Source organism: Achromobacter sp. T5-5 (assembly GCF_055397965.1).
In genome coordinates, this window is sequence record NZ_AP027919.1 from 2,460,961 (window position 1) to 2,475,210 (window position 14,250).

At 67.5% G+C, this 14,250-nt stretch carries 14 protein-coding genes; 6 read left to right on the plus strand and 8 right to left on the minus strand.

All coding sequences use genetic code 11. From position 1 onward, the window contains the following. The first annotated feature begins 92 nt into the window (after positions 1-92). From ACZ50Q_RS11065 to garL, 5 genes are all read left to right on the plus strand, one after another. Positions 93-1,022, plus strand: coding sequence for a dihydrodipicolinate synthase family protein (locus ACZ50Q_RS11065; protein WP_092580201.1), 930 nt, complete (start codon positions 93-95; stop codon positions 1,020-1,022). Between the two features lie 188 nt (positions 1,023-1,210). After that, positions 1,211-1,927 (plus strand): FadR/GntR family transcriptional regulator, encoded by a 717-nt coding sequence (locus ACZ50Q_RS11070; protein WP_076522041.1) that lies wholly within the window; start codon positions 1,211-1,213, stop codon positions 1,925-1,927. 120 nt (positions 1,928-2,047) lie between these two features. Then, positions 2,048-3,088: an Ldh family oxidoreductase gene (locus ACZ50Q_RS11075; protein WP_254792023.1), complete on the plus strand. Its 1,041-nt coding sequence runs from the start codon at positions 2,048-2,050 to the stop codon at positions 3,086-3,088. Positions 3,089-3,159: 71 nt separating this feature from the next. Next, positions 3,160-4,905, plus strand: a complete 1,746-nt coding sequence (araD, locus tag ACZ50Q_RS11080; RefSeq protein WP_464081522.1) for an L-arabinonate dehydratase — start codon at positions 3,160-3,162, stop codon at positions 4,903-4,905. 83 nt (positions 4,906-4,988) lie between these two features. Further along, on the plus strand, positions 4,989-5,756 hold the full coding sequence (gene garL, locus ACZ50Q_RS11085) for a 2-dehydro-3-deoxyglucarate aldolase (RefSeq protein WP_076520319.1): 768 nt from the start codon (positions 4,989-4,991) through the stop codon (positions 5,754-5,756). A 117-nt stretch (positions 5,757-5,873) separates the two neighbouring features. Here garL and lysA read toward each other — a convergent pair whose 3' ends face one another. After that, positions 5,874-7,106, minus strand: a complete 1,233-nt coding sequence (gene lysA, locus ACZ50Q_RS11090) for a diaminopimelate decarboxylase (RefSeq protein WP_092580207.1) — start codon at positions 7,104-7,106, stop codon at positions 5,874-5,876. 114 nt (positions 7,107-7,220) lie between these two features. Between lysA and ACZ50Q_RS11095 the strand changes: the two genes are divergently transcribed. Next, positions 7,221-8,138 carry a LysR family transcriptional regulator gene (locus ACZ50Q_RS11095; RefSeq protein WP_092580209.1) on the plus strand — a complete coding sequence of 306 codons (918 nt, stop codon included), beginning with the start codon at positions 7,221-7,223 and terminating at the stop codon, positions 8,136-8,138. A 125-nt stretch (positions 8,139-8,263) separates the two neighbouring features. Here the strand turns inward: ACZ50Q_RS11095 and rpsT are convergent, their stop codons facing one another. From rpsT to ACZ50Q_RS11130, 7 genes are all read right to left on the minus strand, one after another. Next, positions 8,264-8,527 (minus strand): 30S ribosomal protein S20, encoded by a 264-nt coding sequence (gene rpsT / locus ACZ50Q_RS11100; protein ID WP_043542310.1) that lies wholly within the window; start codon positions 8,525-8,527, stop codon positions 8,264-8,266. A gap of 277 nt (positions 8,528-8,804) precedes the next feature. Beyond that, complete coding sequence (locus tag ACZ50Q_RS11105) at positions 8,805-9,764, minus strand: FecR domain-containing protein (protein ID WP_092580211.1); 960 nt, start codon at positions 9,762-9,764, stop codon at positions 8,805-8,807. 195 nt (positions 9,765-9,959) lie between these two features. Beyond that, the gene (gene murJ, locus ACZ50Q_RS11110) at positions 9,960-11,519 is read right to left on the minus strand and encodes a murein biosynthesis integral membrane protein MurJ (protein WP_464081523.1); all 1,560 of its coding nucleotides are present in this window, start codon (positions 11,517-11,519) and stop codon (positions 9,960-9,962) included. Between the two features lie 105 nt (positions 11,520-11,624). After that, positions 11,625-12,383 carry a 3-hydroxyacyl-CoA dehydrogenase gene (locus ACZ50Q_RS11115; RefSeq protein WP_076520324.1) on the minus strand — a complete coding sequence of 253 codons (759 nt, stop codon included), beginning with the start codon at positions 12,381-12,383 and terminating at the stop codon, positions 11,625-11,627. Between the two features lie 134 nt (positions 12,384-12,517). Next, on the minus strand, positions 12,518-13,174 hold the full coding sequence (gene adk, locus ACZ50Q_RS11120; protein ID WP_076520325.1) for an adenylate kinase: 657 nt from the start codon (positions 13,172-13,174) through the stop codon (positions 12,518-12,520). 91 nt (positions 13,175-13,265) lie between these two features. After that, a complete protein-coding gene (kdsB, locus tag ACZ50Q_RS11125; RefSeq protein ID WP_464081524.1) occupies positions 13,266-14,030 on the minus strand; it encodes a 3-deoxy-manno-octulosonate cytidylyltransferase in 765 nt (254 codons plus the stop codon). Between the two features lie 10 nt (positions 14,031-14,040). Beyond that, positions 14,041-14,223 (minus strand): Trm112 family protein, encoded by a 183-nt coding sequence (locus ACZ50Q_RS11130; protein WP_092580219.1) that lies wholly within the window; start codon positions 14,221-14,223, stop codon positions 14,041-14,043. Positions 14,224-14,250: the final 27 nt, after the last annotated feature.

Sequence of the window (14,250 nt, forward strand, 5' to 3'; positions counted from 1 at the left end):
TATCTGACAAGCGCGATCAACCGGATCCATCCGGATTCACCCGCATCCAACCGCATTCAACCGCATTCACCCCATCAGCCAGGAGCCCGTCCATGAAAACTTCCCCGGTCACCGTCCAGGACCTGCAGCGTTCGGTCATCGCCGTGCCGCCCCTGGCGCGCAACGCCGACCTGTCGCTGAACGAGGCGGCCAACAAGACGCTGCTGGGCCACCTGGAAGCGGGCGGCGTGCGCAACGTCATGTACGGCGGCAACGCCAACTTCTACAACGTGGGCGTGAGCGAATACGCGCGCATCGTGGACATGCTGGCCGGCCTGGCGGGCGCGGACACGTGGATCCTGCCTTCGGTCGGCCCCGACTACGGCAAGATGATGGACCAGGCCGCGATCCTGCGTTCGCGCGCCTTCCCGACGGCGATGCTGCTGCCCATGTCCTTTCCGTACACCGACGCCGGACTGGCCGACGGCGTGCGCCGCTTCACGGATGCATTGGGCAAGCCGGCCGTCGTGTACATCAAGTCGGCCGACTACCTGGCCCCGGAAACCGCGGCGCGCCTCATCGAGGAAGGACGCCTGGTGGCCTTCAAGTACGCGGTCGTGCGCGACGATCCCGCCGAGGATGCCTACCTGTCGGCCCTGTTGCAGGCCGTGGATTCGCGCTGGGTCGTGAGCGGCATCGGCGAGCGCCCCGCCATCGTCCACTACCGCGAATTCGGGCTCAAGAGCTTTACCTCGGGTTCGGTGTGCGTGGCGCCGCGCGGGTCAATGCGTCTGCTGCATCTGCTGCGCGAGGGCCGCTACGATGAAGCGGAGGCCGTGCGCGAGCAGTACCTCGGGCTGGAAGACTGCCGCGACAGCATCAGCCCGATTCGCGTGCTGCACGACGCCGTGACGCTGTCCGGCGTGGCGGACATGGGGCCGATGCTGCCGCTCCTGACTGGCATTTCGAGCACCGAGCGCGAGCGTGTCGCGCCCGTGGCACGCGCGCTCGCCGCCTGGGACCGCGAGGCCGCCACGGCGTGAGCCGACGCGGTGCGGCCTGGCCGCGTCGCGGGCGAGGCGCAATGACGGTACGATGAGCGCCGTCCGCGCGTCGCCGCAGTGCCCAGGGCCTGTTCCCCGCGCGTGGACAGGCCCTACTACCAGGAGGTTACGTGGCTCGACCCAAAGCATCCCCGCAGCCCGCGCCGCACGCGCCCGACGAGCCGGCGCTGCCCGCCGCGCCGGCGCTGGAGCGCGGCCACCGGGTGCGGCTGGCGGACCAGCTTTACGGCCAGATCTTCGAACAGATCGTGTCCGGCGGGCTGAACGTCGGCGACAAGCTGCCGTCCGAAAACGAAATATCCGAACGCCACGGCGTGTCGCGGCCGGTGGTGCGCGAGGCCTTGCTGCGGCTGCGCGCCGATGGCCTCATCACCGCGCATCAGGGCTTGGGCACGTTCGTGAGCCATCAGCCCGCGCCGCGCCTGAAGGCCTTCAATGACGTGCAGAATGTGGGCGCCTACCTGCGCGCCCAGGAAGTCCGCGTGGCGCTCGAAGGCGACGCGGCCCGCCTGGCGGCGTTGCGGCGCACCGACGAACAACTCGCCAGGATCGCCGAGGCCCATGCGGCCTTCGCCGCCACGCTGGCAAGCGGACAGGTGTCCGCGGAAGCGGACCTCGCATTCCACGCCAGCATCGCCGAGGCGAGCGGCAACGACTTCTACCTGGGCGTGCTGGAAAGCATCCATGAATCCATCAGCGGCTTCATGCGGCTCACGCTCAACCTGACGCGCACCGGCTCGCGCCAGCGCGCGCAGCGCGTCGTGGACGAGCACGCCACCATCCTGGACGCCATCCGCGAACAGGACGGCGAGCGCGCGCGCGTCGCCATGCAATTCCATCTGGGCCAGGCCCGGCACAGGCTGGTCGATCGCGACCGAGACTGAGGCCGTTGCCGCAGCCCGCCACCCCACAACGACAACAGGAGACAGACAGTGCCAGGGAACGGAGCAAGCGTCACGGCCGTGCCGGTGGAGCAGGTGCGCGAACAGATTTTGCAGGTGCTGATGGCCTGGGGCATGGCCGAGGACCTGGCCCATACGACGGCGGGCCTGATGGCGCGCACGGATCTTCTGGGCATCGATTCGCACGGCATTTCGATGTTGCCCGCGTACGAGGAAAAGTGGCGCGCGGGCACGCTGCGGCTCGACGCGCGCGCTCGCGTGGTGCGCGACGGCGGCGCCAGCGCGTTGATCGACGGCATGGGCGGACTGGGCTATCCGGTCGCCGCCCAGGCCATGAACCTGGCGGTGGACAAGGCGCTGGAACACGGCGTGGGCGCTGTCTCCGTCTGCAATTCGCATCATTTCGGCGCGGCGGGCGTGTACGCGCGTATCGCCGTGGAACGCGGCGTGGTGGGACTGGTCACCAGCAGCGCCAACGGCGTCATCATGGTGCCCACGCGCGGCGCGATGCCGATGCTGGGCACCAACCCCATCGCCTTCGGCGCGCCGGCCGCCTACAACGAACCCTTCGTGCTGGACATGGCCACCACGACCGTGGCGGCCAACAAGGTCAAGGTCTACGACTTCCTGGGCAAGCCCCTGCCGCCGGGCTGGGCGGTGGACGGGCAGGGCACGCCGGTCACCGACTCGAACGCCGCCATGCAATTCATCTTCAAGCATCCCGAAGGCGGGCTCACGCCGCTGGGCGGCACGTCCGCCATGAGCAGCCACAAAGGCTACGGGCTGGCGATGATGGCGCAGATCCTGGGCGGCACGCTCAGCGGCAGCGCGTTCGCGGCCCGGCGCGCGGCCACGCGCCGTCCCGGCGAACCCGACGACGTCGGCCATTTTTTTCTTGCGCTCAATCCCGATGCCTTCCGCGCCTCGGGTTCCTTCGAATCCGACATGGACGACATGATCGACGCGATGCACGACACGCCTCCGGCCGATCCGTCCGAGCCCGTGCTGGTGGCGGGCGAGCCCGAAGCCGCCGAGCGCGCGCGCCGGCTGCGCGAGGGCATCCCGATTTCCGCGGCATTGGCCGAGCGCCTGCGCGGCATCTGCGAGCGCGCCGGCACGCCGTACCTGCTGGATCCCGCCTGATTCGGCGTCTGATTCGGCGTCTTATGGTATGAACATGCATTGACCCCGCCCAAGAGCAGAGGAAACGAGACATGAGCCATTCCGACAAGCGCAAGAAACCCGAAGACCTGCGCAGCCACCGCTGGTACGGCGTGAAGGACCTGCGGTCCTTCGGCCACCGGTCGCGCACCGCCCAGATGGGCTATCACCGCTCCGATTACGCCGGCAAGCCGGTCATCGCCATCATCAACACCTGGAGCGACATCAACCCCTGTCACAGCCACTTCAAGCAGCGCGTCGAAGAGGTCAAGCGCGGCATCTGGCAGGCGGGCGGCTTTCCGGTGGAAATGCCGGCGATGAGCCTTTCCGAGCCCTTCCAGAAGCCCACGACGATGCTCTACCGCAACCTGCTCGCCATGGAGACCGAGGAGCTGCTGCGCTCGTATCCGGCCGACGGTTGCGTGCTGATGGGCGGCTGCGACAAGACCACGCCCGCGCTCATCATGGGCGCGGTGTCGATGGACCTGCCCACGATCTTCGTGCCGGCCGGCCCCATGCTGCGCGGCAACTGGAATGGCAACACGCTGGGATCGGGCTCCGACACCTGGAAATACTGGGCCGAGTTGCGGGCCGGCAATATCACCGAAGAAGATTGGCAGGGCGTGGAGGACGGCATTGCGCGGTCGCCGGGCCACTGCATGACGATGGGCACGGCGTCCACCATGACGGGTGCGGTCGAGGCCCTCGGCCTGTGCCTGTCGGGCGCCTCGTCGATCCCCGCGCCGGATTCGCGCCATGCCCAGATGGCCAGCCTGACGGGCAAGCGCATCGTCGAGATGGTCTGGGAAGACCTGAAGCCGTCGGACCTGCTGACCGCGGCTTCGTACGACAACGCGGTGCGCACCGTGCTGGCGCTGGCGGGGTCGACCAACGCCGTGGTGCACCTGATCGCCATGGCGCGCCGCAGCGGCTTCGGCCTGGACCTGGATCGTTTCGATCATCTGGCGCGCACCACGCCGGTTCTGGCCAACCTGCGCCCGGCAGGCAAGTACCTGATGGAAGACTTCTACTACGCGGGCGGCCTGCGCGCGCTGCTGGCGCAGCTTGGCGACCTGCTGGACACGACGCAGCGCACGGTGGACGGACGCACGCTGGGCGAGAACATCGCGGGCGCGCGCGTCTTCAACGAAGACGTGATCCGCCCGCGCGCGCAGGCGCTCATCGAACGCGATGGCCTGGCGGTGCTGCGCGGCAATCTCGCGCCCGATGGGGCGGTGATCAAGCCGCCCGCCATGGAAGCGCGCCTGCAGGTGCATACGGGGCGCGCCGTCGTGTTCAAGGACTACAACGACATGGCCGCGCGCATCGACGACCCGGATCTGGACGTGGATGCCGACAGCGTCATCGTGCTGCAGAACGCCGGGCCGCAAGGCGCGCCCGGCATGCCCGAATGGGGGCAGTTGCCGATTCCGCAGAAACTGCTCAAGCAAGGCGTGCGCGACATGGTGCGCATCTCGGATGCGCGCATGAGCGGCACCAGCTACGGCGCCTGTGTGCTGCACGTCGCGCCCGAAGCCTATGTGGGCGGCCCGCTGGCGTTGGTGCGGGACGGGGACCGGATCGCGCTCGACGTGCCCAACCGCCGGCTGGACCTGCTGGTCCCGGACGCGGAACTGGCCGAGCGCCGCGCCGCCTGGCAGGCGCCGCCGCCGCGTTTCGAGCGCGGATATGGCGTCCTGTATCTCAAGCACATCGGCCAGGCGGACACCGGCTGCGACTTCGATTTTCTTCAGTCCGAGGAGCGCGCGGCGCCCGCGGGCGAGCCCGAAATCCACTGACCGGGATGGCCGCACCCCGTCACCGACGGTCCGGCCATCCCATCAGCGGCAATTTTCCTGTTATTCCTGACACGAAGGCGGCAATGAACTCCCCTCTACCCAATCGCTTCCGGCAACGCATCCTGGCCCGCGAGCGCCTCATCGGATTCTGGATGTGCATGTCCAGCCACATCACCGCCGAACTCGTCGGGCTGGCGGATTTCGACTGGCTGCTCCTGGACGGCGAGCATTCGCCCAATGAAGTGCCGATGTTCCTGCAACAGCTCCAGGCCCTGCAGGGCAGCGCCAGCGCCGCCGTCGGACGCCCGTCCTGGAACGACCCGGTCGAGATCAAGCGGCTGCTGGATATCGGGTTCTACAACCTGTTGATTCCCTTCATCGAATCCGAAGAGGACGCGCGCCGCGCGGTGGCTGCCACGCGCTATCCGCCGCAAGGCATGCGCGGCGTCGCGGGCGCGCAGCGCAGCAACCGTTACGGAACGGTGCCCAACTACCTGCAGACGATCAACGACAACATCTGCGTGCTGCTGCAGATCGAAAGCCGGCCGGGGATCGAAGCCGTGGACGAGATCGCCTCGGTCGAAGGCGTGGACGGCGTGTTCATCGGCCCGTCCGACCTGGCCGCGGCGCTGGGCCATATCGGCAATCCGGGCCACCCCGAGGTGCAGGAAACGATCCGTCATCTCTACCAGCGCGTGACGGCGCAGGGCAAGGCCGTGGGCATTCTCGCGCCGGTCCACGCCGACGCGCGCCGCTATCTGGACATGGGCATGCACTTCGTGGCGGTCGGAACCGACCTGGGGGTGTTCAAGCAGGCCACCTTCGCCTTGCGCGAGGCGTTTCCGACCTAGCAGGTCGCGCGCCATGGCGCGCGCCATGGCCCGCGCTGTGGCGGGCGCTGGCGGCAAGCCCCGCGCCCGGCCGGACATTCGACGTGTCCGGCCCTCGGGGCAAGGCGATCGGACGCCTCAGGCTTCCAGCGCCAGCAATTCGGCAATGGTCTGGCGGCGGCGGATCAGCCGCGCCTCGCCCTTGTCCAGCAGCACCTCCGGCGCCAGCGGCCGGCTGTTGTAGTTCGAGGACATCGACGAGCCGTAGGCGCCCGCGTTGTGAAACACCATGAAGTCGCCGATGCGCGGGCGCGGCAGCAATTGGTCGGACATGACGCCGCCTTCATTCTGGGTGAACACGTCGCCGGACTCGCACAGCGGGCCGGCCACCGCGATGCGCGTCTCGGGCGCGTCCTGCGGCACGCTGCCGTCCGGCGCATGCACCGAGATCCTGTGATAGCTGCCATACATGGCCGGCCGCATCAGGTCATTGAAGCCCGCATCGACCAGCGCAAAGTCGCGCTCCGGCCGCCGGTTGATCGCATGCACTTCGGCGACGAGCGCGCCGGATTCGGCGATGAGAAAGCGCCCCGGTTCGATCTCCAGCCGGATGGCGTGGCCAAGATACTGCGCGATGCGCTGGCGTGCGGCATCCCATTGCTCGAAGTAGTGGTCGCAATCGATGCGCGGTTCGCCGTCGCGGTACGGAATCGACAGGCCGCCGCCCGCGGAAATGGCCTCGATGTCGTGGTCCAGCGACTTCACCACGTCCACCATCGCATCGCACACGCTGGACAGGTGGCCGTAGTCGACGCCCGACCCGATATGCATGTGCACGCCGACCAGCTTGAGCCCGTGGCGCCGGACGATGGCGACCGCCTCGGCCACGTCCCCGATCCAGATGCCGTGCTTGCTTTGCGGGCCGCCGGTGTTGGTCTTGTTGCTGTGGCCGTGCCCGAAGCCCGGGTTGATGCGCAGCCAGACGCGATGGCCGGGCGAGGCCTGGCCCACGCGCGACAGCATGTCCAGGGAGCCGGCGTTCACGGTGATGCCGTGCTTGAGCGCGGTCGCCAGCGTGACGTGGTCGATGAGGTCGGCCGTGAAGACGATGCCTTCCGGCTCGCTGCGCGGGTCGAAACCGGCGGCCAGGCTGCGCTCGATTTCGCCAAGGGACACCGCATCCACCACCACGCCTTCCGCGCGCATCAGGCGCAGGATGTGCAGGTTGGAGCACGCCTTCTGGGCGTAGCGGATCGTGTCGAAGCGGCGCAGTTGCGCGATGCGTTCGCGGATGACGGCGGCGTCGTACACCCAGAGCGGCGTGCCATGTTCGGCGGCAAGTTGGGTGAGTTGGCGCGGATCGAAAGCCATGGCGTGTCGGAACCTTGAGGAAATGGAAGCAAAGGCGGCATGATGCCTAAAGCGGCTCATCCAGTAAAATGCTTTGATTTTCCAGATCCATTCATTCCTGATATGGGGTGAGCGATGCTGACGCATCGACACATCGAAGTCTTCCGCGCGGTGATGATCACTGGCAGCGTGACCAAGGCGGCCGACCTGCTCAGCACCTCGCAGCCAACCGTGAGCCGCGAACTGGCCCGCATGGAGCAGACCATCGGCTTTGCGTTGTTCGAGCGCATCGCAGGGCGCCTGCGGCCCACGATGCCGGCGCTGGCGCTCTTTGAAGAGGTGCGACAGTCCTACGCCGGCCTGGAACGGGTGGCATCCGCCGCCGTTCGCCTAAGAGCCTTCCGAGAAGGGCAATTGTCGGTGATCACCTTGCCCGCGTTTTCCCATTCCATCCTGCCCGATGCGTTCCGGCGCTTCCATGGCCGTCATCCCGGCGTGAGCCTGTCCGTGGAAACACAGGAATCGCCGCTGCTGGAAGAGTGGCTGACCGCGCAGCGCTATGACCTGGGCCTCACCGAGCACGATACGGCGCCCGCAGGCACGCGGCTGGAACTGTTGCTGGAGGTGGACGAGGTCTGCGTGCTGCCGGACGGCCATCCGCTTCTGGCCCGGATGGCGCTGGACCTGCAGGATTTCGAAGGCCAGGCCTTCGTCAGCCTGTCCGCCAGCGACCCTTACCGCATCCAGATCGACGAAGCCTTCGGCCAGGCGGGCGTGCTGCCCCGATCCATCGTCGAAACCCCCACCGCGGTGTCCGTCTGCACGTTCGTGCGTCAGGGACTCGGGCTGGCCATCGTGAATCCGCTCACGGCGCTGGATTTTGCCGGGCGCGGGCTGCACATCCGGCCGTTGACGCGTTCGTTTCCGTTCCGCGTCAACGTGGTGTTTCCGGAACACCGGCCAGGCAATCCGCCCGTCGTCGCCTTCATGGCCTCGCTGCGCGAGGCCGCCGCCGCCATCGAAGCCAGGCTCGCGGCAGAGGAGGGTACGTAGCGGGATGGGCAGGGCGGGCGCCGATGGTGCGCCCGCAGCGCGCAGACAGCAAAAAAGGATGCCCGTGGGCATCCTTCTTTATTTGCCGTATTCGTGACGCCCCGAAAGCGGGGCGGCAGAATGGCTTAGGCCAGCGCCTTGATGGCGGCAGCCAGGCGGCTCTTGTGGCGAGCGGCCTTGTTCTTGTGGATGATGTTCTTGTCAGCCACGCGATCGATCACGCTGGTGGCCTTCTGGAACACTTCGCCAGCCGCAGCCTTATCGCCAGCGGCGATGGATTGGCGAACGCGCTTGATGGCGGTGCGCAGCATCGAGCGCAGGCTGGAATTGTGCTTGTTGCGCTCAACGGATTGGCGAGCGCGCTTGCGGGCTTGGGCGGTATTGGCCATGTTGCTTTGTAAGTTGAATTCGGCAAAGTCGAACATTGTAGCAAGTCCCGAGGGGAATGCAAGCTTTTAATGTTGCTTTGACCGATGGAGCGCCCGTCAACCGGGCGGGAGGGCGCTGCTGGGAAGAATTCCCGGGTTGGAGAACCCTTGCGTCTGATCCTCTTGAAACCTTGAGGAAAGTGCGCGGCGCCTACTGGGTAAAAACACTGGATAAAAACACCGTGCGGATTATACAACGGAAGCGGGCCCGGCGGCATGCCGCCCCGCGTTGCCGTTGTCAGGCGGCGACGTTGATCGACACGAACCAGGGTGTAAACCGGCGCACCTGGATGGGCATCTGGTCCTGCAGGCTGTCCAGCGCCGCGTCGGTGTCGTCAAGCGGGAAATGGCCGGACACGGGCAATCCGCCGGCCGCCATGGAGACGCGCAGCGAGCCGCTGCGGTAGGGGCGCAAGGCGGCGACGACCTCGGCCAGCGGACGGCCGCGGGCTTCGACCCAGCCGGATTCCCAGGCGGCCTCGGCCATGAGCTCGGCGCGCGGGGTGTCCATCCGGGCGTTGTCGAAGCGGGCGCCGGTGCCGGCGCGAACGGTGCCGTGCGCGCCCGACATGGTCTCGACCTCGACTTCGTGTTCGTGGACCACCACCACCGTGCGCTGGGCCTGCTGGCGCACCATGTAGCGCGTGCCCAGGGCACGTACCGTGCCCTGCGCGGTCTGGACCAGGAAGGGGCGCCGGGCGTCGGGCGCCACGGACACCGTGACCGCGCCGTCGAGCAGCCGGACCTGCCTGTATGCGGGCGTGAAATCGAGGTTGACGCGGCTGCGGGCGTCCAGCAAGAGTTGGCTGCCGTCCGACAGCAGGTAGCGGCGGCGTTCTCCCGTGGCGGTGGCGGCGTCGGCGGCCACGTTGTTCAGGGGGTAGAAGGCATTGCCGACATAGGCGGCGCAGGCGCCGGTACCGACGAGCGCAAGCGTGCCTGCCAGGAAACGGCGGCGCGGCGGCACGAGGGTCGGCGGAGGAGGGATCAACGGTTGGGGGGCACCCGCCCCGCTGCCGGTGGCGTAGGCGTCGCCAAGCCGGCCAAACGACGATCCCGCCAGAGTGCCGGTCAATTGCTGCCAGGCGTTCTCATGGACAGGGTCGGCCGCTCGCCAAGCCAGAAAGTCGTTGTAGTCTTGGGCCGTCGCCTTGCCGGAGCGCAGCAGCAGCAGCCAATTGATCACCTGGTCCGCCATGGGTTGTCCTTGGGCGTACTTCACTTCATGTTCCCGCAGGCCGGGGGCCGCGGGGGGTCCTCTCAGTGGCAATTTTTAAATAATAAAGGTTTTTTACCAAAGATTACGGCCCGGTTGTCAATTCTTGACGAAATTAATGCGAAAAGCCGGCGTTTGGCCGGCTTTTCAAGCGGAATGTAAGCCGAACGGGCGGAATTACTGCTTTGGACGTCGCCCGAAGTCCCTGGGGCGAAATCCAAACAGTAACAACAATCCGAAGTACACGACGCCGCTGGCGGCCAGCACGCCTGCCAGCAGGGCGGCGCGCTGGCCGGCGTGCGCCTGCAGCGCAATCCAGTCGATCCGCGAGTCCGCGTACCACAGCAGCGCCGCCAGCCCCGCCAGGGCAGGCACCAGGCGCAGGGCGAACGCCAGCCACCCGGCCTGGGGCACATAGACCGCGCGGCGGCGCAGCCCGATCAGCAACGCCAGCGCGTTCAGGCAGGCCCCCAGGCCGATGGCCAGGGCGAGCCCCGCGTGGGCCAGGACCGGCACCAGCGCCAGATTCAGCAACTGCGTCACCACGAGCACCATGATGGCGATCTTCACCGGCGTGCGGATGTCCTGCTTGGCGTAGAACCCGGGCGCCAGGATCTTGACCGACAGCAGGCCGATCAGGCCGGCGGAATACGAAATGACAGCCAGCCGCGTCTGCAGCACGTCCTGCGCGTTGAAGGCGCCATAGTGGAACAGCGTGGCGACCAGTCCGTCGGACAGCATGGCCAGCCCAACCGCGGCGGGCAGGCCCAGCAGCAGCACCAGGCGCAGGCCCCAATCCAGCAGCGCGCTGTACCCGCCATGGTCGTCTCGCGCGTGCGCCGCGGACAGGCTGGGCAGCAGGACCGTGCCCAACGCCACACCCAGGAGCGCGGTGGGAAATTCCATCAGGCGGTCGGCGAACGATAGCCAGGTGACGCTGCCCGGCGTGAGCCAGGTCGCGATGTTGGTGTTGATGAGCAGGGATATCTGCGCCACGGATACGCCCAGCGTGGCGGGCGCCATCTGCTTGAGGATGCGCTGCACGGTGGGGTCGGCCCAGGCCTGGCCGAAACGCAGCGAAAAACGCGGGGTCAGGCCCAGGCGCGCCAGGGCCGCCCATTGCACCGCCAATTGCGCCACGCCGCCTATCATGACGCCGATGGCCAGGGCATAGACCGGCACGTCCATGCGCGGCGCAAGCCAGATGCAGGCGGCGATCATGGACAGGTTCAGCAGCACCGGCGTGAATGCGGGGACGGCGAAGCGGCGCCAGGTGTTGAGCACGCCGGACGCGAAGGCGATCAGGGACATGCAGAGGATGTAGGGAAACATCATCCGCGTCATCCAGACCGCCGCGCCGAATTCGGTGTCGCGCGCCGCGCCGCGCAGGCCGCTGGCCATGGCCGACACCACCCAGGGCGCCGCGACGATGCCGATCAGCGTGACCAGCATCAGAGCGGCGGTCAGCAGCAGGGCCACGCGGTCGAGCAGCGTGCGCACTTCCTCTTCGGATCGGTTGTTGCGCGCGGCGCCCAGGATGGGCACGAAGGCCTGGGCAAAGGCGCCCTCGGCGAACAGGCGCCGCAGCAGGTTGGGAATGCGGAAGGCAACCCAGAAGGCGTCGGTAATGGGGCCGGCGCCAAACGCGCGGGCCACCAGGATGTCGCGGATCAAGCCGGAAATGCGGGACAGCAACGTGAAGCTGCTGACCGTGGCCGCCGAACGAAACAGGCTCATGGATGTACTACTGGAGAAAAGGCGGGCCGGGTCGCCGCGACCAGGGGGACGGAATGCCGGCCGCCCGAAAGGCGGCCCACGATGTGGGCCGGCCTCGGACCTGCATTACTTGGGCGGCATGCGGATGGCGCCGTCCAGACGGATCGTTTCGCCGTTGAGCATGTCATTGGTGATGATGCTGTGGACCAGCTTGGCGTAGTCTTCCGGGCGGCCCAGGCGCGCGGGGAAGGGGATGCTGGCAGCCAGCGAGTCCTGCACTTCCTGCGGCATGCCGAAGATCATCGGCGTGCCGAAGATGCCCGGGGCGATGGTCATGCAGCGGATGCCGGTCTTGGCCAGGTCGCGCGCGATGGGCAGCGTCATGCCGGCCACGCCCGCCTTGGAGGCGGCATAGGCCGCCTGGCCGATCTGGCCGTCGAAAGCGGCGACCGACGCGGTGTTGATCATCACGCCGCGTTCGCCGGTGGGCTCGGGCGCATTGGCGCTCATGGCCTCGGCGGCCAGGCGCATCATGTTGAAGCTGCCGATCAGGTTGATCGACACGACCTTCTGGAACAGGTCCAGGGAATGCGCGCCATTTTTGCCGACGATCTTCGCGGCGGGTGCGACGCCCGCGCAGTTGACCAGGCCGAACAGCGAACCGAGTTCCAGGGCGGCGGCCACGACCTTCTTGCCGTCCGCTTCCTGCGTCACGTCGCAATGCACGTAGCGCTGGCCGAGTTCCTTGGCCAGGGCTTCGCCCGGCTCGTCCTGCAGGTCGGCAATGACGACCTTGGCGCCGTTTTCTACCAGCATGCGCGCGGTGCCGGCGCCCAGGCCGGATGCGCCGCCGGTAACGATGAATACCTTGTTCGCGATTTCCATGTGTGTACCACCAGATCAGTTCAAGGGAAGGAAGGCGGCGCGCCGGGCGCCGGATGCAACAAGGCCTTCGGGCCGGGGCCGGAACGCGCTGCGTCCGGCCGGCGCCGAAGGCCTGTGGGCCATCGAGGCGCCGATCAGCTTTGAACGGCTTCGAACAGGCGCGTCTTGATTTCGTCGACCGCGCCCACGCCCGAGATCTTGCGGTACTTCGGGGCGGCGGCGGAGTCCTGCTGCGCCCAGGCCGAGTAGTAGTCGACCAGGGGGCGCGTCTGCTCGCGGTACACCGACAGGCGGTGGCGCACGGTTTCCTCGCGGTCGTCGTCGCGCTGGATCAGGTCTTCGCCGGTGACGTCGTCTTTGCCTTCGGTCTTGGGCGGGTTGAAGCGCACGTGGTAGCTGCGGCCGCTGGGCTGGTGCACGCGGCGTCCGCTCATGCGTTCGATGATGTCTTCTTCGGGCACGGCGATTTCCACGACGTAGTCCAGCTTGACGCCGGCGCTCTTGAGCGCGTCGGCCTGCGGGATGGTGCGGGGAAAGCCGTCGAAGAGGTAGCCATTGGCGCAGTCGGGCTGCTTCAGGCGGTCTTGCACCAGGCCGATGATGATCTCGTCGGAAACCAGGCCGCCGGCGTCCATGACCTTCTTGGCTTCAATACCCAGCGGGGTGCCCGCCTTCACCGCGGCGCGCAGCATGTCGCCGGTGGAGATCTGGGGAATGCCGAAGTGCTGCGTAAGAAACGCGGCCTGGGTGCCTTTGCCGGCGCCGGGGGGTCCGAGCAAGATGAGACGCATGAGTGCTCCTGAAGGGGTTTATTTTTTGTGATCCGGGGGATTATGCCGCAACGCAGCAGCCAATGCGGGGCTGCGCCATGCGAAATAACCCTTATATCGATTTGCTGTAGATCAAGCGGACGCGCTCCAGGTCCGCCGGGGTATCTACCCCGCCGGCAGGAGGCGTCGACGCCCGGTGTACGACGATGGTGTGACCGTGTTCCATGGCGCGCAGCTGCTCGAGCGACTCGAACCGTTCCAGCGCGCCTTGCGGCAAGGTCGGAAAGCGGCGCAGGAACGACGCGCGGTAGGCGTAAAGGCCGATGTGGTGCCAGGCGGGCAGACCCGGCGCCAGCACGCGTTCGCCGCCAGCCAGCGCATCGCGCGCCCAGGGGATGGGCGCGCGCGAAAAATACAGCGCGCGGTCGTCGGCGGCGCACACCAGCTTGACGACGTTGGGATTGAAGAGCGATTCGGCGTCGGCCAACGGGCACGCGCAGGTGGCGATGTCGGCCTGAGGGTAGGCCTGCAGCTTGGCAGCCACGGCATCGATGAGCTCGGGCTCGATCAGGGGCTCGTCGCCTTGCACGTTGACGACGATCGCGTCGTCCGGAAGGCCGAGCTGCTCGACCGCTTCCGCCAGCCGATCGGTGCCCGTGGGATGGTCGCCGCGGGTCATGAGCGCGTGCAGACCATGCGCCTGGGCGGCCTGCTGGACGCGGATGTCATCGGTGGCGATGTGGATCTGCGAGGCGCGCGACAGGGCGGCACGGTCGGCGGTGCGCACGACCATGGGCTTGCCTGCGATGTCGGCCAGCGGCTTGTCGGGCAGGCGGGTCGAGGCGGTACGCGCCGGGATGATGGCGATGAAGCTCACGATGCGGCGTTCAGCGGGGGGCTGCGGCGTCGTCCAGCGCGCGCGCTTCCGACTCCAGCATGACCGGGATGCCGTCGCGCACGGGGAAGGCCAGCCGGTCTGCACGGCAGATCAGTTCGGCCTGTTGCCGGTCGTGTTCTAGGCGGCCCTTGCACAAGGGGCAAACGAGGATGTCGAGAAGGCGGGATTCCATGACCGCGATTCTAAAACAGTTTTGCGC